Here is a 24,041-nt window from a genome sequence, read left to right as displayed (position 1 = left end):
CTCCTCGTCGCTACCAAGCACTTAATCCTCCATCTACAACTATATTTTGTCCTGTAACATAGCTAGATGCCTCCGACGCTAAAAAGATTAAGGCAGCCACCATTTCTTCTGGTTGACCCATTCTGCCCAAGGGGATTCTTGCAGAGTAGTTTTTCCGGAAAGTATCATTCTGACCACTTTCATTGCCTCCTAGGGTCAATGTATTTACCCGAATTTTTTTATCTGCCCAATAGGCTGCTAAATATTTGGTCAATCCCATCACTGCTGCTTTTGAAGCAGTATAAACAGCTGGCGTATTAATTTTTCTCCCTAAGTAGAAAGACTCCTCGTAAATTCGATGATCTGGTGCTAACATTCCATAGATTGACGAGGTTTGGATAATACTTCCACCTTTGCCTTGTTGAGTCATTTGAGCCCCAACAGCTTGAGCTACCAGAAACATTCCATCCAGATTAACAGACATAATCTTACGCCATTCCTTTAAGGAATATTCTTCAAAAGGAGCAAAAAAAGCACTTAGATCAGCCGACTTACTGGCGGCGTTATTATGTAAAATATTAATTTCTCCGAATTCTTCTATCACTTTAATAACCATGGTTTTTACATTTTGGGGAGAAGAAACATCACAAGCAATACCTAATGCTTTCCTTTGATAACCTTCCATTAATTCTTGGGCAAAAGCTTTTGCTTTTTCTCCATCTAAATCCACAATGACTACATTTGCCCCAAATTCCATTAACCCTGTACAAAAACGCTTCCCAAGGATTCCTAAGCCTCCAGTAACTACAGCTGTTTTATTTTCTAGGCTAAATAATTCTCTATAGGATGTTTTCGTCAATTTTCTTACCCCTTTTATTCATTAATAGTTCCACCAGCTGAAAATCCAACTCTGAATCAATATCAATTGAACGCTCCTTTGGCATGATATATAGTAGTGTATCTTGATTAAAAATTGTTTGATGTTTTAATAAGGCTTTTCTCTGCCAAGCATAAATGGAGGCGTTTAAATCATAGGCCTTTGGTGCATTTTGTCTGCAAAAAATTGGTTTCGATAAAGATTTAGACAATTGTACATTCCCCTCCTTATTTACTTCTACTAAATTAAAATAAGGAGAACGGTGGGCAGGTGTACCTGTAATTACATTGGATACTTGTTTTGTTTCAAGTAGGTTTACTACATCCTTGATATCAGATACATAACGTAAAGGAGAAGTTACATCTAAATCTACTATAGTATCAAAATATTGTTGCATCAATTCTTCTACTACCCGTAGAGCATGTTGAATGACAGGTATCTTAGGGGCTTGATCTGTAGCAAGGTGTAGAGGTCTCTCAATGAGATAATCTACGCCCCATCTATTTGCTACATCTAAAATTTCAGCACTATCACTACTTACTGCAATAGCTTGAAACAAGTTAGATGCCTTAGCTTGTAAAATGCTGTAGGCCAAAAGAGGTTTACCTGCAAGTTCACGAAGGTTTTTATTAGCAACGCCTTTTGAGCCAGACCGTGCACAAATTGTACATAACCTTTTCATTTACCCATCCATTTCCTTTCCTTCGCTGATTTCTCAGCAGTATTTATCATCTCTAACACCTTCAAACCTTCAGCTAACCTACATAAGAGAGGGTTTCCTCCATTGATGATTGCTTTATGCTGCATAGAATAGGTATCATCCCGATCAAGGTTGTACTTTATTAATTCCTCATTTATTTGCAGCGTTTGCTGTACTAAATCTGCCTTAATAGCGTAATTTTCAGTAATAACTGTAATCTCCCTTCTACTAATTTGATCAAGATAATTCATATGGACTTGCACCACAGGGCATTTTTCCATGGTAAGCATCAGACTATACATATCATCGCTATTTATTTGCAGGGAACTATACTTTCCGCCAATTGCCACGATACTATTCCAATCATCAAAAAACCATCTAAGATAGTCTAGTTCATGGCTAAGATCAAGTAAAACTCCTCCACCTTCAGTTTTTTTAGCTGAATAATTCCTTCGATAATCCTGATCTAGTCTCCAGTTGGGTAAGTATTGCCCTACATAAACCTGAGTATATAATGCGGGCTCTTTTTTAATAAGCTCCAATACTTTTTGAAGTATTGGGTGAAACCTTAGATTATATCCTACATACCCTTGTTTGAAGCTATTGTTAGGAATCTCTTGAATAATATGAAAAAGTGGTTTTTCTACAAGAACAATCCCTTTAAAACCATCACCAGCCAGTTCAGCTAAGGAATCATAATGTTGATTGGTTTGATTGGCAAGAACAATATAATCTGGCTCCTCTTGTATAAGAGCATCATATAAACTGGTGTATGTTAGAGGAAAATCAATCTTCCTTCGGCTAACAACCGCTACTCTACAACCAAGTTTCCTTAAAATTTGTACATGCCTTTGACCGATAGAACCATAACCTACAACAAGACAATTCATGCAAACACCTCATAAAAATTCAACTTCCCTTGATTTAAATCTTCTTTATATTATTTAGCTGGAATCCCCTTTACTATTGTATGATCCGGGACATTTTTGGTGACAACGGAGCCGGCACCCACAGTTGAGTTTTTACCAATGATCATCTTTTCAGTAATGGATTTTCCTTGAAGGATACATGTATTAGCGCCGATATAAGCTCCCATGGATAGCTTCACATTTCCTGATATATTAACTCCAGGAGAAATGGTAACAAAATCTTCGATAATGCAGTCGTGGGCAACAGTACAATTAAGATAATAAACGCCAAAGTTTCCCATTTCAATATTATTGGTCATCCGGGTTCCAGCACAAATAATATTACCCACCTTCTTTTCTAGCTCTACGAATTGTCTATAACCAAAGGTTGCTGTGGGATCAATCAGATTAACATAATTTAGATCAGGATATCTATCCCTTATTTCTTTACGAATCTTGGGATTACCAATGCCTATAGTAAATTTGTAATCAGCTTCAGCAAAGGTGTAAACCTGCTTTTCATTAACAATAGGAAAATCTTCTAAATCTCCTGTATTTGTTTTATCGATGAAAATTATTTCCTTGTAACCTAAAATAGAAGCTATATCTCGAACTTCACGAGAAAAACCTGAAGCCCCGAAAATGGCTATTTTCATATAATCACCTCATTCTCTAGATAGGATTTCGGTGCAATTTTCCCTATCAGATCCCAAAATTGTAAAGGTGATAATCCTTCTCCCGGTCTCTTTACCGTTAAATTTTCTTCTGTAAAAAGCTCGCCTTTCTGAATATTGCATGCTGCTACAATACTTTTACGTGCAACTTTTTGGTTTTTTAACTCAGAGGGGCCAGGCTTTTTATATGGATTACCAAGAGCCTCCTCTATCTGACGTATTCCCTGAACCATTTGAAGTAGCTCTCTAGGTTCTAAAGAAGCCCTATGATCCGGCCCTGGTAGATTCCGATCTAAAGTAATGTGTTTCTCTATAACAATAGCCCCCAAAGCTACTGCTGCCAGAGGTAAAGCTATTCCTAATGTATGATCTGAAAATCCAACAGGTAAACCGAAACATTGGCGTAAAGTTTTTAGTACGCGCAGATTACTTTCTTTAAAGGGTGCAGGGTACTCTGTGGTACAGTGAAGCAAAGTCATATTTTTATGTAAAAATTTTTGCCCAAGTTCAGAATAATAGGCTTTTTTAAAAGACTCTCGAGAGGGAATAGTATTTTTCTTTTTTCCCTCTATATAACCAAAGGCAAGAACGCCTAAGGCTTCTTCAATATCTCCCAAAGTAGACATTCCTGTAGACAGGATTATTTTTTTTCCACAACTCGCTGCCTTCAATAATAGGGGCGCATTCGTAATTTCACCAGAGGCCATTTTTATTATGGGTAGATGTAATATGTGTACTAAAAAATCGAGACTATCTAAATCAAAAGGTGTTGATAGAAACTGTATATGCTGTCTTAAGCAATATTCTTTTAAAATGAAGTGCATCTGATGACTTAATTCTAATTTTTTTACCATTTCATATTGAGTTTCTTTTATATCCGTATTCTTCGTTTGATAAACAGCTTTTGGTGTATGGGGAAGCATCACTTGATATGATTTAAAGGTTTGAAACTTTACTGCATCAACCCCCGCTTCACCAGCAATATCAATTAATTTCTTCGCCATTTCTAGAGACCCATTATGGTTTACTCCTACTTCAGCAATGATAAAAACGTTGCTATTCATATTTCACCTACTTTAGAATAAAATCTTTTTCAAAGGTTTTTAAAGGTTAATTACGCTCTGTATAAGTGAACAACAGAAAAGTTATCAGCCAAGTTTTTAATTATTTACCTATATTGAAAGACATTACACAAACTATAACTTATGTACATTTTATAAAAGTATATAAGTTCTTATGTATTATAGAAAATAGAAATGTTTTTTTAACAAAGCTTTATAGTCCCTAATAGATTTAATGATCTGATGAATTCTTATAGAACTATTTCCACCTCCATAGGGATTTACTGTGTTAGAGCAATCTTTGATGAAGGCCGCTCTTATTGCCTTTTCAATTTCTGCTTTCTCAGGAGCAGAACTAATTACTGAGGAAGCCAAAAGTCTTCCTTTTTGCCTATCTCCAATATTTACGGTAGGTTTCTTAAAAGAAGGAACCTCATATATAGCACTTGAAGAGTTGCCCACCACTGCATCTACTTGCGCAATGAGACTAAAATAAAGCAGCTGTCCTAGGGAAGTATAGCCAATAGCATTGGGATGTCTGGCAACAAAATCCTCTAGTAAACAAATAATCTCCCGTCCTTCTGGATCTGCATTGGGCTTAGTAAAGATCAGACCAACTTCAGGGCCAAGATTATGCAGCGCTTCTAATAGTTCACTGAACTGTTTGCCTGACGCTTGGTAATCTAATGTGACTGGGTGAAAGGTTATCAGTAAGTTTTTCTTTAAAAAGGTAAATTGAAGGGATTTTTCTAACTCAGTACGGCTTAATCGCCGTAAACTCATAATACGATCTATTCCAGGGCTTCCTACATTATACATATGGTTAGGATTCTCCCCTAGCTGTCTCACTATTTTCAAAGAACCTTCATTTGTTACAAAGTGAAGATGAGACATTTTCGTTATACTGTGTCTTATAGATTCATCAAAGACTCCTTCTGTTCTATCTCCTCCAGCAATATGCGCAATAGGAATTTTAGCTATTAATGCAGCTTGGGCTGCTGCTAAGATTTCATATCGATCTCCCAGTAAGATTAAAAGGTCAGGTTGTAATTGTCCAAAGGCTTCAGCAAAGCCAATTACCCCTAAACCGATTGACTTTGAAATTCCTATTGGGGTATCACTAGATAAAAGGATTTCCACCTTACTGTCAATGATAAATCCATCTCTTTCTATCTCTTGATAGGTTAATCCAAATTCAGGGGACAAGTGCATGCCTGTGGCAATTACTTGTAATTGCAAGTCCTGATCCTTCTCTATTTCTTTCATTAATGTGTAAAGTAATCCATATTCTGCTCGAGTCCCAGTAACCACACAAATTTTACGTTTCATCATGATTTTCTCCTTAACCAGCACTATTGAGAATATTAATAATACCACACTCCAAGCTTTGGAAATATATGTATAATATAACTTATTTCCTATTCCTATAAATAGAACATGAAATATTTACAATTACTCATTTCTGAATCAGGTCTTTTTCCTATTAATGAACATATCCTTTATTAGATACATAGAATGATGATAAGAACAGTGATATATAATTTTTCCGGAGTGATCGTTATGTCCAAAGACGCCCCCCCAAAATTGATTTCTCATCTAACAGATAAAAAAAGAGCCTTAAAGGCTGATAATTATCAATACAATACTTTATCTGATGGAAAAAAAAGAATTTACACTAATCAGGATGAATTAGTAGAGTATGGTAACGAAGGCATCCTCGATCCCAATGAAGTTTCTTATTATAACTTGTTCATTAATGGCGTGTTGCAACCGAAGATCAATTATAGCATTGAAAAAGGGCTGCTTTTACTAAAGACCAAAGATATTCCCTTAAAGGGATCTCCGATTATTATTTCTTTTATTACTTTTATAGGTGAAAATGTGACTAAGTTTAATACAGCTACAGTGGAAGGTACTGTACCTTCTGGACATATCTCTACCGAACCTGTAACAGATGTGAATATTATTGTTCACAATGCTATACAGCCTCTGCTGTCCTATTTAAAACTGGAAAAAGTTATTATCTCTGGCCCTACATTTATTGTCACAGGTCATATCTCCACTTGGGAGTTTACACTCATAGTAACCAATACAGGAACTGTATCAATTAGCAATATTCTTGTAACAGATACTATTCTTCTAGATAGTATCCTAAACACGATGAACTTTCCCATATCTCAAGGTAGTATCAGTATAAGTGATAAGGTGATCACTTGGAATGTGGGCACCTTGAATATAGGAGAATCTGCTACTGCAAGTTTTAAGGTGCAAGGCTTTTTCAAAGCTAAGGGCACTCGATCCCTCAATCGAGCTTTTTCAACTGGAGATAGTTCGTTGGGTCTCATGCTATCTTCTATTGTCTCTGGAACTCCTATCAAAGTTCTAGACTTTATCCCTAATTTTAAAAGCACCTGTATTATTGTGGATAAGGTTTACTCTCACTGTCAACAGCGAAACTGTTTTGAAAACATTACTATAGATATAAGTAGTAATAGCTTTAAAAGAATTGTATTTAAATCAGGTTTTATCATGGAAAATACTTTAATAATAAGCAATATAAAAAATAGATCAAATTTTAAACGAGTTCAATTCCTTTTAAGGATCCCCTTTGAGATAACTACTGGAAATCAAGATATCATTGAAGTTTATCTCCCAGATATATTTAAAGACATTATTTTATTTATGCCAGAGGCAAGAGATGAATTTTCCTTTAAGATTGTAGCAGAAACTAGTTCAAAACTTTTAAGAGACCCTACTATATTGAACAATCAATTAAGTTTAACAGCAGGTGTATTTATTATTATTAAAGTCGTAGGAAGAGTGCCGTTATTCATACCCGCCTTAGAATTCTGTCAAGAATTTCAGTCGATTAACGAAATCTATAATTCCTTGGCAGGTACTTATACCAAAAACAATGAAAACTTAGCCTGTGATCCTTTTCAATTTAGCAATTCCCCTAATTTTTTTCCAGTACAAACTCCGTGGCAAGATTACAGGGAAACATCAAAAAACAAGAAAGATAAGCAATGTCCTCCTATATTTGGGAATTTAACGATTGAAAAGTACATTACCTCAGGACCTTTAGAAGTCAATGCTAATGCCACCAATACATGGAGGGTAGAGATTCATATATCCAATAATGCTCATGGTCCAGTTAACAATGCTATCATGGTAGATATTTTGCATCTAGATCATTTAACTAATGTTAATATCCTCAGCCTTACCCAAGGGACTACAACGCAAGAAAACAATCAGATTATTTGGAACATAGGAACTTTAAATTCCACCACTATAGTAGTACTTGTGGCAGAAATTACTGGTTCCTTTGACGTTAAAGACGATAAGATGATTAACGTGGAAAATTATCAGTATACTACCTTTTCAGATGGAATAAAAAGAGAGTTTACAAATGATGATGAATTAAAACTGTATGGTAATAAAGGTATTCTTGATCCAAATAAAGTCTCTTATTTTAACCTTTATATAAATGGGGTCTTACAGCCAAGAATCAACTATATAGTGAAGCAAGGGCTTCTAATATTAACAACAGTAGATATTCCTCAAAAAGGAGTTCCAATTATTCTTGAATCTTTAATCATAAAAGGCAAAAATAATCAACTTCTAAAGGCAGCAAATTATCAATATAACACACTTGCAAGCAATAAAAAAATCTATACAAATCAAGATGAATTGACGATGTATGGTAATAAGGGAATTCCTAATCCTCAACAAGCTTCTTACCAAAACCTTTTTGTGAATGCAGTTCTCCAGCCAGGTATCAATTATATGGTACAAAAAGGTATTCTCACATTAAAAACAGAGGACACCCCGTTAGAAAAAACGCCTATTTCTCTCCAATCTATTACCATATTTCCTAAATGGGACTGACAATGATAAGTTAATCCCATTTTTAGTTTGAAATACTAATAAAGAAATAGAATAAGAAAAAAGTAAATCCTAGTTATTTTTGTCTTTACTATAGATAACCAACCTAAGAGCTTAAAATATACATTTTTTTATTTATCGTTATATTGATAGCTAGTGGTAAAGCATAATTTTGATGCACACAGGTCTACGGTTTCGCCCAAAACCATGGGCTGCAAATGTAGCCCTTAGTATATCAAATTTTTACCTTGTATAAGCGACTGACATGAAATCATAGATTTTAGTCATCTGCTTAAGTTCTGTAGTTGGTTACCTATATATAACGTTGTTTATTTATATAAATCTGCCGCAAGATTTGTTAAAGTTATTTTATCTATTATCTCAAAATGATTATTTTCCCTTTTTATAGCACCCTTTAAAGCTAGGGTTTTTAATGTTCTTAATAAATGTCTATAACTTGTGCCTAAAAGTTCCGCTATTTCAGTTAAATTTTCATGAAACTCTATTCTTCCGTCGCCTTCATTATCCATGCTTTTACCAGTGGCAAGGATGTAACTGGCTAGCCTATTTTCAAGAGGATAAAGTAAGTTTATGGAGCTATTTTTTGAACATCTGTTCAATTTTTCACCTAAAGAATTGCAAATAAATCTTAAAAATTTAGCATCATTAAGCAAATGAGTCTCTACCTTTTGCAAGGTAATTCCTATACAATAGCTATCATCTATAACCTGTACATTTGTAGAGGCAGTTTGAAATCCCATAAGCTCTAAGTCTCCTAATACTTTAAATCCTTGATAAAAACAAAGCAATAAAGACTTCCCATTACTGAGGGTTGTGTAGACCTTTGCTTTTCCTTCCACAAAGAAAAAAATATATTTAATATCTTCGGTTTCTTTGCAAATATGTTCATTCCTTTTAAACAAAAAAAGCTCCATAAAGGGTCTCATATCTTCAGTAAAAATCTTATCAATTTCGTACTTTGAAATATACTGATTCATTTTTCGCGAATCATTAATTTTCATCATATTTTTCACCTCAAACTCCTTATAAAATTCAGATTAAAATTTCTTTCTTCTAATATGACATATGTCATACCGACTTACAAGTATTTCGTGGTAAATTAGATTTAACGTTCTAAGGAGGAAATAAAGAATATGAACAATTTGATTTCAGCGTTTATAGGTGCTCTAATAGCTATCATGATTATGTTTAATGGAACTTTGTCTAATATTTTCGGAAACTACACATCCAGTATAATTATCCACATTGTTGGACTTTTTTCCATCGTACTAGTACTATTGATAAGTAAATCAAAGATTAAAATCCATAGGAAAATTCCTTTATATTGGTACAGTGCTGGTGCTATAGGGGTTTTTACTGTTCTTTTTAATAACTTAAGCTTTCCGATACTAGGGGTTTCTCTAACTCTTGCTTTAGGTTTACTTGGTCAATCTCTTGCCTCTATTCTCATAGATCATTTTGGCTTATTAGGGATGCAAGTCATTAAATTTGAGAAAAAGAAATGTATTGGATTACTATTTATTGCTTTAGGAATCCTTATGATGACTATTTTTTAGGGGGATGAATGATGTTCTATATATCTATATCAATCTTAGCTGGTATTTCCATTGTCTTAACAAGAATTATAAACGCTAACTTAGCAAAAACAATTGGGATTTTCCAAGGCACTTTTTTCAATTATGTCATTGGATTGTTTTTTTCACTTATATTTCTAGCTTTTAGCAAGGAATCTCTGTCTATCTCCAATTCAACATTGCAATCAGTACCTCTATGGGCCTATTTTGGGGGACTGGTGGGGGTTTTTGTAATTGTACTTTCTAGCTATATCACTCCCAAAATGTCTTCGCTATATTTGACTTTACTTATTTTTATGGGCCAATTATTTGTTGGTATTATCATTGATTATCTTACTTTAAATCACTTATCTTTAGGCAAAGTCATTGGAGGATTTTTAGTATTAATTGGACTAACATACAATTTAGTGTTAGATCAGAAGCAGGAAGTACTGTACTCCACAGAAATTTAGTACAGAATCGAAATTAGGGGTGGTTTGAAGTGGCGCCGCTTTAAAAGGAAAAGAACTGTGAAAAATTTCCACAGTTCTTACTTTAGATTAGATTGCCTTTACTCTTGTGGCAGTAATTTTACCTTCTACTTTATTTAGATTTTTAATCTTTAAAGTTGGATCTGTAACACCACATTCATCCATAATAACTTCAAGTACTTTGAATTCTTTTCTTCTGATAACAACTTCTACTTTGTATCTCCTATCTCCATTATTTCCTCGAGCTAAAAAGTTATTGACTGTGTAACCTTCTTCTCTAAGTCTTTCTGCTATTTGGATCATCTTGTTTTTATCATTTAAAAATATATCTACTTCTAAAATCCCTAAAGCAAGTCGATCTTCAATTTTACTACCGATAAAAACTCCTAGTGTTTTCCCTAACGCATATGCAACTGCAAAATGAAGTCCTTCTGAACTAGCCACCTTACCAACGACTGTTGCAAAAATAATAGCATCTGCAAATACTAAAAAATACACCGGGTTCATAATTTTTTTTGCCATCAATATGCTCTTTAGTGTTGCCAAAATATTCGTAATGGCGGTTATCAAAAACAAGCCGATAAGCGTTAATGCTATATGTTGTGTCATTAAGACACCTCCTTTTTAATTCCTAATTGTCCTTCAATATAATTGAACATGTTTACTAGTATATTATTTTTTCATGTAAGTATTACACAACAAAAAGCTAACATAGTAGCATGTTAGCAAATAATCAGTGTTTTCAAGAACCCCATCATCAAACCTAAAACCATCCACAGAATATGTAACTTCTATTACTAGGAAATAATAGCAACCATCCTATGAAAAATTCGTGAGTATTGATCATGCAACTATTTATTTTAATAATTCATATTGAAAATTCAAGAATAGGATAAATCTACTTTCACTATTAGATATTTTGAAAATCTCTAGCATGCACTAAGGAAGGCATCTAAGTTCTTATAAGCCTTAGAGATGAAATGAAAAGCATCTTCATATTAATTTTGAAACTAACGATAAGATTATTGCAAAAAATAATTTGGTTATACTTTAACCAACTTTATTTAACTAATAAACTAACTTATTGATTGTATCATATATTGAAAATATTTACAAATTATTTTTTAAAAGTATTCCAACTTAGCTTTTGTATGCAAATATCACGCTACCGAGCTTGATCTGCTTACCCTTTTATTTTTCGTATCTTACCTTATTTCTTTTACTCTACCAACGATCCCGCTTTCAAGCATAACCTTGATGCCATGATGATGCTCTGGTGAGTTGGTAAGAATCCTCTTAACTACGCCTTCTGTAAGCTTACCACTACGTTGATCTTGTTTTTGTACAATCATTACGGTAGTCCCTATTTTAATATCACTTCTTCTAGTTCCGTCCATTATTTTATCCTATTCCTTTCTTTTAAGGTAGCAATAAGCATCCTAAATTGCAGGATGCTCTTCTTTAGCTAAGGTTGTAATATATCATTCCATTCCATCAATTCTGCAGGATTTCCACTAACATCCTTAACTGTAACCGAACCTTTAAATTTATTTAATTCTTCTCTAACGATGTTTGCCATTTTTAGGACATCCTTATTTTTCGTTTTTGATGTCCCTCTAATTTGCTCATTCAAAGCTGCATCATTAATAACAATAGTTATCTCATATTCCGTATATTTTTCTAATTCCTTCAAAAGTGTTAGTAAAGCAACGTGACTTACAACCAATGGTTTCTTAAATTCCTGGAAAATTGATTTTTCACATACAAGTTCTTGATCTTTATAGATACGATATCTAATTTCTATATCTTCATTCTCATAATGTGTTGAGATTCCTACTACATATGCTTTAATCATCGTAGACCTCCATGCTTATTAATATTTTTAAGTTGTTTTTTAAAATTTAAGTCTAAAAACGTATATCTATAATATTTTGTAATTATCCCACTTTCTCTAAATTTTATACATTTTCACTACAATCTCGATGTGTGTTTTAATAGAACGATCGTGCTGATACTCAGAATATTGTTTTATGTAAAGACATATTTCCTAAAAGTTAGTATAAACCAAAGGGACATATAAATCAAGCCTATAACTATTCTCCTTTAACCACTTTATGTTAAATTTTTTCTAATAATACTATTTGACTTTATCAATTTAAAATCATTTTTGTTAATTGTCTTAAAGTTTACTCTCCCTTTTGTTTCTAAAACATTTTAAGTTGTGTAACAAATAATGTAAAATATTATGTATAATTAAAGAAAAATATTTTATTTATTTTATTATAGAAATATCTGAGCTCTACATAACAACGCCTGTTTGTTCTGATAATGCCCAAAATATTCCTCAGCAGCAATTATTCACAATGAAATGATACTTAAATAATTATTTTTTATTAAAGGTGGTACATGAATGGAAAACAAGTTTTCAATTGGTGAAATTTCAAAATTATTTAAAATCCCCATAAAAACACTTCGTTATTATGATGAAATCGGATTATTTAAACCAATGCATGTTAATAAAGATACTGGCTATAGATATTATTCTACTGAACAATTTGAACACTTACATACAATCATTTATTTGAAAATCTTAGGCATGCCATTAAAGCTAATCAAAAGTCATCTAAAATATCGAGATATTAATGTATTTTTAGAGCTATTAAAAAAACAACAAAAATTAACAGAAATTAAAATTGATGAGTTAGAAGAAATAAGAAAGAAATTTGAAGACAGGATTATAGAAATTGAAGAAGCTAAAAATGTTCAAAAACTAGAATGTGTCATGGTAAAATCAATACCTGAAAGAAATATTCTAAGACTAAAAGAAAAAATTTGTTCCGAAGCTGAATTAGAACTCTCACTGAAAAAACTAGATAGTAAGACAAATACAAATTTTGACATCATTATTGGTAAGGTTGGATTGACTATATCAATGGATCATATAAAGCAGATGCATTTCAATGAATATAATTCAATTTTTGTATTATTAGAAAAAGGTTTTGTTGATCATGAAAATGCAGAAAAAATACCACAAGGTGATTATGCTTGTATTTATTACAGAGGTGATCATCACGCTTCTCCCAAATATTATAAAATGATTCTAGCGTACCTGGAAAAGAATAGCTATGATATTATCGGCGATTCTATTGAGAGAACTATCATTAATCAATTTATTTCTATTGATAAAAAACACCATCTTACAGAAATCCAAATTCCAATAAAATAAATATTGACTCTCCAGTTACTGGATGGTTTAAAATAAGCATAATCATATTGTCATTGTGCTTATTTTTATCTTTAGAAAAAAAGGAGCGAATGGATAGACTTAAGAATTATTCAAATATTTAAAACCTAGTGGAAAAGTCATCGTCAATGAATTTGAGATTGACTCTATGCCTATTTTAAACGGAAGGTTTGATTATCCAGCAGGACTTGTAGAGGATCTTCATGCTCTTGTCAATACCAAGATTATTAATGCCGCTGATAAAGCAAAAGAGCTCGGTAATCCTAATGTGATGAACTTCATTCTCTTGGGAGCATTGATTAAATCAATGGGATTGGAGGAGATCGCTTGAGAGAAGATTATTCGTGCAAATGTAAAGGAAAGCTTCGTTGACCTCAATATTAAAGCCTTGAACTTAGGCATGCTTTTGATGGAAGAATAAGTTATAATCATAAACAAGTTAGGAGTGATTTATTTGTTATACACAGTAAATACATCAGTTTTTGAACTTAACCCCAATATCAAATTTGGTATTTTAATAGGTAAAAACTTAAAGAATTCACAAACACTGGAAACTGATAAAGAAAGACTAAGAAATGCTGAGAGTAAGCTGCGTGATACTATTCAGATTGAGCAATTGAAAAGTTGGCCTAACATTTCGTTTTATAGAGATGTAATGACTAAAGCAGGCATTAATCCAAACAAATATCCTACCTCTGTAGAAGCTATGTTGAAAAGGATACTTAAAGGTGGAGAATTACCCACAATTAATGCTTTAGTTGATCTATGTAATGCCGTGTCATTGGAACATATCATCACCCTTGGTGCCCACGATCTAAATGATATTCACCAAGATCTTGCTGTTCGCTTTAGTAAGGGAGATGAAATTTTCCTTCCCTTTGGTGCCAAGGATTATGAAAAGGTAGATGAGAGGGAATTAATTTTCACCAGTGGAAATATTGTTCAAACTAGAAAATGGATTTGGAGACAAAGTGATCTAGGAAAGATTACTAGTAAAAGTAAAGATATTTTCTTTCAGCTTGTTGGATTTGGAGATAACGAAGATTCTTCATTTTACAAGGCTATGGCTGATATAGAAGGTTTAGTTATCGAAAGATTTGAAGGTACTTGCGAGAAGTATATTGTAGATTCACATAATCCAAGTATTATTTTTTAACATTAATGATGATCCACCTGTTAAGTTGGTGGATCATCATTAATTAATAAGAAAAAATAAGGACAACGTAATGAGAGGATTCAGTAGCTTACACATCATAATTCACTTTGATATATTTTCATTTTTCCTTTGTAATACAATTTACTCAGTGTCTGGAATCCAACTAGTTACTTTATTTTTTCCATTTTGTTTCGATAGCAATGCTGCTTGATCAGCATATTTTATAAGCTCTGTTTTATCAAAATTCACATCAGTCAATGAGGAAATTCCTACACTGATTGTAATCTTAAAGGAATTACTTAAGAAATTTAATTTATTATATAACCCTTTATCAGAAAACCATTTTAAAATGTTTCTCTGAACTAAATTATGCTTTTTATATACTTCCTTATTTTTATCAACCTCTTTAATGATATCTTCACTATCATCATTTTCTTTATTATTCTGCATATAAAATTTATGTGTTGAAATTAAGTCTCTTACCCTCTCCATAATTATATATGCCTCTTGACTAGTAGTATCAGGTAATATAATGGTAAATTCATCACCACCATATCTTGATATAATATCCTGTTCCCGTAGATTATTTTTAAGTATCTCTGATATTTGCTTCAATACAACATCAGCAACTGGATGCCCGTACCTATTATTGTACTGTTTAAAATTATCAATATCTAACATAACTAAACTTAAATCCTGGTTATATTTTTCAGCGTACCGAATCTTTTGATCAAGAATTTCCTGAAAATAGCGATGATTATAAACTCCAGTTAACCCATCTGTTATGGCTAAATTTTCTACAGATTTATATAGAATTGAATTTTCTAAAGCATTGGATAATGGAGTTGCTACACTAGTGATCAGTTCAAATATATCCTTTGATAGGATATCGTTTGTTTGCATATGTAAAACTCCAATACAGTCATTCTCAGATAGCAATGGAACTGAATATAAATAACCAGAGTCTATTTCTTGCCCTGCTGGATGTTTCTTGTGGAAAGCTTGCCTAATAGTACCCTCAAATTGCAAAGTTTCTTTTGTTTCTCCAATTTCTCCATAGGAAGCAATTACATTTAAAGCGTGATTTTTCTTGTCATACACCGCTACAGTACACGACTCTGCTTCAACAACGCCAGTAATAGCCTTCACCCCTATTTCTGCTACTTCTTTCAAATCAACCGAGGAAGTTATCTCCTTCGTCATTTCAAACAGTATATGATTGTATTCATTTTCCTTTTTAAGTATTTCGGTAAGCTTGGCATTATTAATTGCTAGTCCAATTTCTCCGGATATTGTTTTTAACAACTTAAAATCCGCCTCATTTAAATGAGCGGATTTCTGACTCCCTAAAACCAGTACCCCTAGTATTCTTTCATATATTTTAACTGGTATTGTAATTTGTGATTTGGTATTAGCTACACAGTGTACATAACGATAGTCGGTTTCAACATTTGGCGAGAGAATCCCCTCCCCTTTATGCGCTACCCATCCCACAAGCCCTTCTCCTATTCTAAAGCTTCTTTTTTCAATCCTTTGCTCTGGAATACCGCACTGGGCTCTTAACTTAAGTTCATCTCCATCTAGTAAAAAAATCAACCCAAAGTCAGCCTTCATGTGAGTTGTTAATCTAGCCATTATTATGTCTAATAATTCTCCAAGAGAAGCAGATGTATGTATTGCCAAAGCTGTATCATACAGGATACGATTTTCAAACTGCAGAACCCTTACTTGACTATTTAAATCCTCTATGCTATTTAAAAAAGAAGTAAAGCTTGCTGACTTTGAATCATATATTCTTTTTCCTTCATTAATCGCCAGAGAATTACTTTTTATGTCTTCCATTCCTTGGTAAACCTTTATCATCTTATTCCGTACATATATCACGGGTATTATAGTAAGTAGTCCTATCAACATAATAAACAAGACGATACTACTTGAGCTCCAAGTTTCAAAGGATGGCATTTTCTTTTGCCATACTAAAATAATACATAAAATTGGTATTAATATAGTAAAAAGCATAAAGTTTAAATAAAGTTTGAGTATTAAGCTTACTCTCCTCATTTTTTCTTTCCCCTCTTCCCCATCTACTGCTGAAATAATTATGTTATCTCAAACAAATAGGAACCTAAATTTGTTTTGCTAAGAATACATTGTATACTAACATTCTAACCACAATTATCTCAACTTCTATTTATTATTGTGGCTTTCATTTGACACTTTGACTTTATCTTAATTGTCTCCCCTTATTCCATTTCAATAGAATAAGAATTGCTCTTATGAGTCTTTTGCCCTATCATAATAACATATTTCAACAGAAAATTACATATTTTTTATTAGTTGTGTAGTAGCATTCATACTTGTTTTAATCTAAGATAGCTTTTAGATGAATAAACAGAGTTGCGGTTTTGCATGTATTTTTATAGAAAGATGATATTATTTCGCAAAATAAATAGGGAGTATCCCCCTCTAAAGAAAAACCCCCTAATATAGTGAACGGTAGAGCTTTATCTCTACCGTTCAGTGAAAGTCATATTGATACTTCTTATTTTACAGTTTCCTTTGATACCTTTCCTACAGGAAGAATACCTTCAACCTCAACATGTGGACGTGGAATAACATGAACTGAAATTAATTCTCCAACTCTTTGTGCAGCTGCAGCTTCAACAGCTCCAACTAAACCTTTTGTTTCTATCATTCCTAATGCATCATATTTCATTTTTTATTCCTCCTAATTTTTTTATAACCAATAGGAAATTAAATCAATTTTTCAAATAAAAATTTAAAGGAAAAAATTGATAAAACTAGCGTTACAAATTAGGCTGCTAAATCCTTGCCTTGACTATGATGTAGCTCATATTCCATAGGAGACATATAGTCTAAGCTACTATGACTCCTTCTAGAGTTATACCATGTTTCTATATAGTTAATAATAGCTATTTTAGCTTCTTCACAGGTTTTGAAGCGTCTTCTATGAATTAAATCTTTTTTTAAGGTTGCAAAAAATGATTCCATACAAGCGTTATCATAGCAGTCCCCCTTGGTGCTCATACTCTGCCTTATTCCATTTTCTCTAAGTTTATCTTGATAATCGTAGGCTGCATACTGCGACCCTCTATCGCTGAAATATTAGTCCTTTGGCTGGTCTTTCGCGAGTAATAGCTTGGTTTAACGCATTAAGCGTTAACTGTTTAGTCATTCTGCTATCTAGTGCCCAGCCTACTATCTTTTTATGATACAGATCCTCAATAGCTGCTAGGTAAAGCCATCCTTCACTAGTGGCACCATAGGTAATATCCCCAACCCATTTTTGATTCTTTGCTTGAGCTGTAAAGTCTTTGTTTAATAGATTAGGAGCTACTGGATAGTTGTAATTTGAATTTGTGGTGGCTTTAAATTTAGTCTTCAATGCACTTATTAAGCCATTTTCTCTCATGAGCCTTCTAATACGATTGTTACTGGCTCTTATACCTTTTTTCTTTAACCTTCTTTTGATACGTCTATGACCATAGGTTCCATCAGATTCATCAAATATTTCTTTAATATCAGCTAATAGCTTGATATCTTCCTTCTTACTATGACTTATAGGGCGTTTCTGCCAGTCATAAAAGGCGCTCCTACTGACTTTAGTGTCGAGGGGACGGGGTTATAGACACCTTACCCTATATGGACTTTCCTCTAAACGCCAGACAATGCAACGGTGCTCACAGTTGTTATTTTTGTATAAAAAAAATGAGCCAAACCAATGATTTTAACTCATTTCATGTAATTTCATTATGTTGAAACTTTTTTGATGTCTGTTACTGCATCCTTCTTGTTCTTTAGATATACATACCAATAAATACCGCCTACAAACAGAACGCCACCAATAATATTCCCTAACGTTACGGGAATTAGATTGTTAACGAAAAAGGTTCCCCAATTTAGCTTAGATAACTGTTCAGCAGTCAATTGAGAAGCTTCTGTCCAAGTAGGATTCGTTTTTGCCAAAATTCCCGCAGGAATATAGTACATATTGGCAATGCTGTGCTCAAAGCCTGATGTTATGAACAGCCATATAGGAAAAAATATGGCGAAAATCTTACCCACTACATCTTTTGCACCATAAGACATCCATACCGCCAAGCAAACCAACCAGTTACACATGATGCCAAGATAAAAAGCTGGCATAAAAGATAGTCCTACCTTGTAGGATGCAATCTTAATGGTTATGGCACCTAAACCATTTGCTCCACTGTTGAATAATCCTGCTTGAACCATCATATAGGCAATGAATACTGATCCGATAAGGTTACCAAGATACACAAAAAACCAATTTCTTAACATTTTGCTAATTTTTATTTTACCTTGAAGTACACCAACTACAATCAACGTATTACCAGTAAAAAGTTCTCCTCCTGCCAATAATACCAGCATCAATCCGGTACCAAATATAGCCCCCGCTAAAGCCTTACCTAAACCATAGGTCTCTGCTTTAGCAAATAAATTAAAAGCTGCCATATTTGAGCCCTCCGCAGCAAAGGCAATGAAGGCACCGGCTAACATACCCAACAAAAGCATTTGGATCGTAGACAATTTTACCTTTTTCATGCTAACTTCTACTGTAGAGGATGCAATTTCAGCAGGTGTCAAGAAATTATTTGTGCTCATTAAACCAATCCTTTCACTATTTTCGAGTAAATCGTCCTAAGAAATTCTCCCTCTGCTAGGCGCAATAACAGCGTAATAATGGTTTGCGCTTTCCATTCCTTCTTTTGCTCTGACTGTTCCATAACAATGCTGGTTGTGATGAGTAGATCATTAGCCCATACTACCTTCATAACCTCAGACTCACCATTGGGAAGTTTTATCAATATATTTATAAATATGCTTCTATTTTTTACATTGACTTTTGTTAATATTTTACATCAGCACTTTTTTACTGTCAATATAATTTTTCAGTTTATAATGTCAAAGGGACTATATTATATGAACTTGTCAACAATCCCATCCCCTTGACATATTAACACGTCATTTAAAGTAAGCGTACACTATGTGAAAGATTATCCAATCTTATTAAAATCCCAATTATTTAGTGCAAAACTGGTCTGTCCATGATTATAGCTATAAAGATTGGTTATTGTGCTTGCTTCTATACGATTGATTTGTAGCATTTCTTCAAGTTGTTTTCTCTGCTCTGTATATTTTTCTGTCACTTTTTCAATTTTTCTTTGCTCTTGGGCAAGTTTTTCCTGTAACTCTTTCATCCGTTCCTTTTTTTCATCTTCTTCTGGGTTTCCAATCGTAGTTGAGCTTATGCTCCAGCTACTGACATTTCCATCCTCATCAACAAAACATCCTGAAGCAACCAGCTTTCTACCACCCGATTCTATCATGCTTTTTTTCCATGCTTCTCCCTGTGGTATATACTTGATATTATTCTCAACCTTAGATGCAAATTCGGGATCACCTGCCATCTTCTTTAATAGATTAGGGTGAATTACAACATTTCCAAGACCTGTACCGCTAGGTCCTTTGGTATTTAAGTAACCTGTAGAAAGTTTCAATGAGGGATATTTTTCCTGTAATTCTTTCAAATATTCCTGTTCACTCATTTGTTTATTTTTATTATATGTTGATTCAAGTTCTTTTGTTTGGCTAGTTTTAGCTGTCTGTGGCTGCGCTCCTGCTAAATTGCTACTGTAATAATTGCTGTAGTTCGTATTTATACCTATTGACATTCTTATCACTCCTCATATTTACATCTCCCATTTTTTCATCAATTCCCTGTAATATAATTATCGTCTTATAAAACAAACTCTTTAGTAAAAAATTACAGCTTTATTATGAGATACACTTGCTCTTTCGTTTAGTCAAGTTCATAGATCTTATCGCTTCATCATATACAGGAGAATTTGGATACTCTGTCATTATGCATTCCAGTAACTTTATTGCTTCGAGCCAAGGAACCAAGGGGAGCTTATGCCACCACTGGAAAGAATAAAAATTCATGTTTTCCTGCCAAAATGGGGTAAGTTCCTCTGGAACTATTCCATCAAATCCAATTTTTACTCCTGGCACACTCACACAAATCAATCCCTCTTTTTTAACGAGCGGCAACAAACATTTTTGTAGGTAGTCTGACTTACATCCAAAACAGTTATATGCCCCCACGCTAATAACTATATCAAAGAATTCATCTGCATATGGAAGGCTTAGCGCATTTGCATAAATCGGATAAACTTTATCTTCCAAATTAAATTGTTTAATGCGTTCATAATTTTCAGAAGGCTTTATCCACAAGTCTGTTGCAAAAACAGTAACGTCAAAGTTTTTAGCCAAATAGATCGATGTCAGTCCGGTTCCACAACCTAAATCTAAAATGCGCATATTAGGTTTAATTTCAATATCTTTGATAAGTTCTCTTAAAATTTTTAAACAATTAGGACCCATTAAATTTTTATAAATAAAATCCTGTGAAAACAAGCCCATATTTGTAGTTTTATCATTCATAAATATCACCTCTCCCTTTAATAACTCAAGTATAATTTATAAACAATGTAGATCTCAACCTCAAGCATTTTTCAGAAAAAAATATACGCCATACACTAAGCTGTATGGCGTAATATCTACTACTTTTTTTCCGATTGTATTGTCAATATAATTCTTTGTATACTCTTGGGCGATAAAAAATATTTCTCAGAAAGCTCGTCTACAGTAACACCATTTAAATAATCTGAATAAATTCCCATGTTTCTGATTAAATTCTCTGCTTTAGTATTTGTTTTTTCTCCCCAAGCTTTTCTATTTTCCGTTTTCCGTGGAATATAAATGTACTCACCATCTATATAATTTTGAATTCTATCAAGCAAATCCTGCGGCAATACATCGGTTGCTTTAACATAGCCCATATGCTCCTCCTAAAATCTTAATCATTAGGATTGAGCAAAAGCTATTCATATTTTTATGTGATTAACATACCTGATATGCAATAGCTTTTGCTAGGCATATAACCAAATCCAACAAACAACCCCTCCTTTTTATAAAATCTAATAATAACATACTATCATATAATAATTAAGTCAATAAGCATTTAATCTTAGGTTAGCAGGATATTATGTAAAAAAGACCAATACCCGCATAAATCAACCTTCCTGACAGATTCTCAAGACATTGTAAAAGTTATGGTTTTTTTAATAAAATAGCCATTATCATCCCATATTCTTTGAATCTCTCTCCATCAATGTTATTAAAAATTTCGTATACTTGAAACCCTGCCTTTTCTGCTTCAAAGATTAAATTTTCTTTTGTGAAATATTGATTCCATATAAGGTAGTTTCGAGTAACTTTTTTAGTGATAACAATTGTTTGCTCTAGTGATATATGATTTGGATATTTACAGTTTCTATCAAAAGACAGATACTCTTCAGAACTCCAAAACCCACCATTACAACAATATTCCCATGTTTGTTTTCCTAGAAAGTTGTTGTACTTTTTTATCGTAAAGACATCAAAAAGAAATAATCCTCCGGATTTTAGACTGTCATATACCTTTCTCATTAACAGTTCTCTTTTTTGATATGATAATGCTCCATAATCACAATAGATCATCGTAGCCAAATTGAATCTATTTTTTGTAATTAATTCTAAATAGTTTTGGTATAGATAAGTAATATTTAATTTCTTTTTTCTAGCTGATTCACGTGCATAAGAAATAGATCTTTCTGAAAAATCAATACCAGTCACTTTAAAACCAGCCCTTGTAAACCTTTCTGCATACAATCCCGGACCACACCCTATATCTAGTAATTCTGGATAGGATGTAGGAGGAATTGTCTTACTAATCCACAAAGAAGATTTATTAATGAATTCTTTTGTCCTGCTTGCACCTTCAAAATTAGGATTTAAATGTGCTTCCAAAAGCTGCATGGAGATATGTTTATCATTCCAGAAATTTGTATTGCTTGGTTCAAAAACATTGGGTAATAGTAAATATTGATCAATAAAATTATTCATAAGACACTCCTTTTCGTTTTTAGATAAAATTAAAAGCCGCAGATTTTACTCTACGGCTTAGACTTCTAAAAATGAAGATAAGTTAAGAGTAAAATAAAATCGAACATTTATAGGCATAACAACATAACTGTTTGCACAGTCAATACTTACCTATAAATTTGTTGATTTTATCTCCCCTTATCCAACGATACCTATGCTACTGATCTCCATAGCATCCGATATGTCGAAATATCATCACTCTTTTCTTTATTAGTTTTAGATTATTATATAATTATTTTTCTTTATTGTCAATGTTTATTATCTCCTATTTCTTCGTATTCGTCACGAAACAGCAGAACGCTTCAGTTTGCTCATACTAACTGTAAAATAGTATTGGAGATGAATTTTCAACGGAACATATTCCCGAGTTTTACACCAAATAATCAAATGATGAAACGCCAATCTTTGTAATACTAATGTGTACTGGGAATTTTTTATGTCAAATTTTATACTTTTTTATGTTATTCTATGTCATTCTATGGTATGATAGTATAGGGTGATGATTATGTTCTTGAAAAAAGATAAAAGACCAAACGGCCGTGTTTACCTTTCTATCGTTGAAGGGTTCAGAGAGCCTGGTACCGGTAAAACCAAACAAAGAAAAGTCAAAAGCTTAGGGTATTTGGATGATCTTGAAAGTGAATACGATGATCCCATTGCCTACTTTACTGAATTGGCAAAAGAAATGACTCGTGATGCTAGGGAAAAGGAATTGCCCATAAACTTTACCTTCTCTCCAAATGAGACCATTGATTCTTCTTCTGTCTTGAGAAAAAATCTTGGTTTCTCTGTTCTAAGCCATTTCTATCATAATCTTGAGCTTGACAAGTTTTTCATCAACAGACAGAGAAGCTTAAACATTGGGTATTCTCTTAACAATATTTATCAAATGCTTGTTTACTCGAGAGTTCTAATTCCTTGTTCTAAGAAGGCTTCTTTTGAGACCATGGATAATTATTTTCTCGACTTCAAGTTCAGTATGAATCATATTTACAAGGCCCTGGATTATTTTAATTCCCTCAAGGATGATTTGCTTCTCCATATTCATGAGATGGTTAGAATGAATTATGGCAGAGATACCAGCACTGTTTATTATGATGTTACCAACTACTACTTTGAAATTAAGGAACCTGATGAATTCCGTAAAAAAGGCGTTTCCAAGGAGCATAGAACCAACCCTATTATCCAGATGGGATTATTAATGGATAATTCTGGTCTGCCGATTACCTACAAGCTATTTGAGGGAAATACCAATGATTGCACTACTTTGATGCCTGTTCTAGATGATTTGAAAAATGACTACAATTTCGGCCGTGTGATTGTAGTTGCCGACAAAGGCATGAACACTGGAGAAAATATTGCTTATAACATCCTCCATAAGAATGGCTATATATATTCTCAGACAGTTCGAGGAGCCAGTGCTGACTTAAAGGAATATGTTTTGTCTGATGAAGGATATGA

At 33.2% G+C, this 24,041-nt stretch carries 26 protein-coding genes and 1 pseudogene; 7 read left to right on the top strand and 20 right to left on the bottom strand.

Annotated elements, in window-relative coordinates:
- Nucleotides 1-10: 10 nt before the first annotated feature.
- From CHB72_RS21400 to neuC, 6 genes are all read right to left on the bottom strand, one after another.
- The gene (locus CHB72_RS21400) at nt 11-838 is read right to left on the bottom strand and encodes an SDR family oxidoreductase (RefSeq protein ID WP_089284918.1); all 828 of its coding nucleotides are present in this window, start codon (nt 836-838) and stop codon (nt 11-13) included.
- The gene (locus CHB72_RS21395) at nt 819-1,538 is read right to left on the bottom strand and encodes an acylneuraminate cytidylyltransferase family protein (RefSeq protein WP_089284917.1); all 720 of its coding nucleotides are present in this window, start codon (nt 1,536-1,538) and stop codon (nt 819-821) included. The genes CHB72_RS21400 and CHB72_RS21395 overlap by 20 nt, the downstream gene beginning before the upstream one ends.
- Entirely contained in the window at nt 1,535-2,446 is a 912-nt protein-coding gene (locus tag CHB72_RS21390) for a Gfo/Idh/MocA family protein (RefSeq protein ID WP_089284916.1), read from the bottom strand. Before CHB72_RS21390 ends, CHB72_RS21395 begins: the two co-directional genes overlap by 4 nt.
- 50 nt (nt 2,447-2,496) lie before the next feature.
- Entirely contained in the window at nt 2,497-3,120 is a 624-nt protein-coding gene (locus CHB72_RS21385) for a PglD-related sugar-binding protein (protein WP_089284915.1), read from the bottom strand.
- A complete protein-coding gene (gene neuB, locus CHB72_RS21380) occupies nt 3,117-4,202 on the bottom strand; it encodes an N-acetylneuraminate synthase (RefSeq protein ID WP_089284914.1) in 1,086 nt (361 codons plus the stop codon). The genes CHB72_RS21385 and neuB overlap by 4 nt, the downstream gene beginning before the upstream one ends.
- Before the next feature lie 177 nt (nt 4,203-4,379).
- Entirely contained in the window at nt 4,380-5,528 is a 1,149-nt protein-coding gene (gene neuC, locus CHB72_RS21375; RefSeq protein ID WP_089284913.1) for a UDP-N-acetylglucosamine 2-epimerase, read from the bottom strand.
- Nucleotides 5,529-5,759: 231 nt separating this feature from the next.
- On the opposite strand from neuC, the gene CHB72_RS21370 reads away from it, so the two are divergent.
- Entirely contained in the window at nt 5,760-8,087 is a 2,328-nt protein-coding gene (locus CHB72_RS21370) for a DUF4183 domain-containing protein (protein ID WP_089284912.1), read from the top strand.
- A gap of 326 nt (nt 8,088-8,413) precedes the next feature.
- On the opposite strand, the gene yeiL is transcribed toward CHB72_RS21370, so the two are convergent.
- On the bottom strand, nt 8,414-9,109 hold the full coding sequence (yeiL, locus tag CHB72_RS21365) for a transcriptional regulator YeiL (RefSeq protein ID WP_089284951.1): 696 nt from the start codon (nt 9,107-9,109) through the stop codon (nt 8,414-8,416).
- A gap of 129 nt (nt 9,110-9,238) precedes the next feature.
- On the opposite strand from yeiL, the gene CHB72_RS21360 reads away from it, so the two are divergent.
- Complete coding sequence (locus CHB72_RS21360) at nt 9,239-9,661, top strand: DMT family transporter (RefSeq protein ID WP_089284911.1); 423 nt, start codon at nt 9,239-9,241, stop codon at nt 9,659-9,661.
- A gap of 11 nt (nt 9,662-9,672) precedes the next feature.
- Entirely contained in the window at nt 9,673-10,131 is a 459-nt protein-coding gene (locus CHB72_RS21355; protein WP_089284910.1) for a DMT family transporter, read from the top strand.
- A gap of 87 nt (nt 10,132-10,218) precedes the next feature.
- On the opposite strand, the gene CHB72_RS21350 is transcribed toward CHB72_RS21355, so the two are convergent.
- The 3 genes from CHB72_RS21350 to CHB72_RS21340 form a co-directional block, all read right to left on the bottom strand.
- Complete coding sequence (locus tag CHB72_RS21350; RefSeq protein WP_089284909.1) at nt 10,219-10,758, bottom strand: DUF5698 domain-containing protein; 540 nt, start codon at nt 10,756-10,758, stop codon at nt 10,219-10,221.
- 596 nt (nt 10,759-11,354) lie between these two features.
- The gene (locus CHB72_RS21345; RefSeq protein ID WP_089284908.1) at nt 11,355-11,546 is read right to left on the bottom strand and encodes a YwbE family protein; all 192 of its coding nucleotides are present in this window, start codon (nt 11,544-11,546) and stop codon (nt 11,355-11,357) included.
- Between the two features lie 68 nt (nt 11,547-11,614).
- Entirely contained in the window at nt 11,615-12,004 is a 390-nt protein-coding gene (locus tag CHB72_RS21340; RefSeq protein ID WP_089284907.1) for a hypothetical protein, read from the bottom strand.
- Nucleotides 12,005-12,559: 555 nt separating this feature from the next.
- Here CHB72_RS21340 and CHB72_RS21335 point away from each other — a divergent pair.
- The 3 genes from CHB72_RS21335 (at nt 12,560) to CHB72_RS21325 (ending at nt 14,549) form a co-directional block, all read left to right on the top strand.
- Nucleotides 12,560-13,375 carry a MerR family transcriptional regulator gene (locus CHB72_RS21335; RefSeq protein WP_089284906.1) on the top strand — a complete coding sequence of 272 codons (816 nt, stop codon included), beginning with the start codon at nt 12,560-12,562 and terminating at the stop codon, nt 13,373-13,375.
- A 166-nt stretch (nt 13,376-13,541) separates the two neighbouring features.
- Nucleotides 13,542-13,724, top strand: coding sequence for a hypothetical protein (locus CHB72_RS21330; protein ID WP_089284905.1), 183 nt, complete (start codon nt 13,542-13,544; stop codon nt 13,722-13,724).
- A gap of 123 nt (nt 13,725-13,847) precedes the next feature.
- The gene (locus tag CHB72_RS21325) at nt 13,848-14,549 is read left to right on the top strand and encodes a B3/B4 domain-containing protein (protein ID WP_089284904.1); all 702 of its coding nucleotides are present in this window, start codon (nt 13,848-13,850) and stop codon (nt 14,547-14,549) included.
- Nucleotides 14,550-14,690: 141 nt separating this feature from the next.
- Here CHB72_RS21325 and CHB72_RS21320 read toward each other — a convergent pair whose 3' ends face one another.
- The 10 genes and pseudogenes from CHB72_RS21320 to CHB72_RS21280 all read right to left on the bottom strand — a co-directional run bounded on the left by CHB72_RS21320 (nt 14,691) and on the right by CHB72_RS21280 (nt 22,541).
- Nucleotides 14,691-16,610 carry a sensor domain-containing diguanylate cyclase gene (locus tag CHB72_RS21320; protein WP_089284903.1) on the bottom strand — a complete coding sequence of 640 codons (1,920 nt, stop codon included), beginning with the start codon at nt 16,608-16,610 and terminating at the stop codon, nt 14,691-14,693.
- 481 nt (nt 16,611-17,091) lie between these two features.
- Nucleotides 17,092-17,265 (bottom strand): hypothetical protein, encoded by a 174-nt coding sequence (locus CHB72_RS26820; protein ID WP_176431526.1) that lies wholly within the window; start codon nt 17,263-17,265, stop codon nt 17,092-17,094.
- 98 nt (nt 17,266-17,363) lie between these two features.
- Nucleotides 17,364-17,609, bottom strand: coding sequence for an IS3 family transposase (locus tag CHB72_RS26815; RefSeq protein WP_278277883.1), 246 nt, complete (start codon nt 17,607-17,609; stop codon nt 17,364-17,366).
- Between the two features lie 52 nt (nt 17,610-17,661).
- Nucleotides 17,662-18,162 (bottom strand): annotated as a pseudogene (locus CHB72_RS21310) (IS3 family transposase); the annotation flags it as partial.
- A gap of 158 nt (nt 18,163-18,320) precedes the next feature.
- Complete coding sequence (locus CHB72_RS21305; RefSeq protein WP_089284901.1) at nt 18,321-19,196, bottom strand: formate/nitrite transporter family protein; 876 nt, start codon at nt 19,194-19,196, stop codon at nt 18,321-18,323.
- The gene (locus CHB72_RS21300; protein ID WP_242975226.1) at nt 19,196-19,366 is read right to left on the bottom strand and encodes a BlaI/MecI/CopY family transcriptional regulator; all 171 of its coding nucleotides are present in this window, start codon (nt 19,364-19,366) and stop codon (nt 19,196-19,198) included. Before CHB72_RS21300 ends, CHB72_RS21305 begins: the two co-directional genes overlap by 1 nt.
- Before the next feature lie 222 nt (nt 19,367-19,588).
- On the bottom strand, nt 19,589-20,266 hold the full coding sequence (locus tag CHB72_RS21295) for a DUF6033 family protein (protein ID WP_089284899.1): 678 nt from the start codon (nt 20,264-20,266) through the stop codon (nt 19,589-19,591).
- Between the two features lie 103 nt (nt 20,267-20,369).
- Nucleotides 20,370-21,038 carry an SAM-dependent methyltransferase gene (locus tag CHB72_RS21290; RefSeq protein ID WP_089284898.1) on the bottom strand — a complete coding sequence of 223 codons (669 nt, stop codon included), beginning with the start codon at nt 21,036-21,038 and terminating at the stop codon, nt 20,370-20,372.
- Nucleotides 21,039-21,157: 119 nt separating this feature from the next.
- A complete protein-coding gene (locus CHB72_RS21285; protein ID WP_089284897.1) occupies nt 21,158-21,436 on the bottom strand; it encodes a CD3324 family protein in 279 nt (92 codons plus the stop codon).
- A 271-nt stretch (nt 21,437-21,707) separates the two neighbouring features.
- Complete coding sequence (locus tag CHB72_RS21280) at nt 21,708-22,541, bottom strand: class I SAM-dependent methyltransferase (protein WP_089284896.1); 834 nt, start codon at nt 22,539-22,541, stop codon at nt 21,708-21,710.
- A gap of 544 nt (nt 22,542-23,085) precedes the next feature.
- On the opposite strand from CHB72_RS21280, the gene CHB72_RS21275 reads away from it, so the two are divergent.
- On the top strand, nt 23,086-24,041 hold a 956-nt coding region (locus CHB72_RS21275; protein WP_207652621.1), incomplete at its 3' end, for an IS1634 family transposase.

The sequence above is a fragment of the Anaerovirgula multivorans genome (genome assembly GCF_900188145.1).
Lineage (GTDB): Bacteria > Bacillota > Clostridia > Peptostreptococcales > Natronincolaceae > Anaerovirgula > Anaerovirgula multivorans.
Note: the sequence above shows the minus strand (reverse complement) of the source record. Positions and strands in the feature narration are given on the sequence as shown.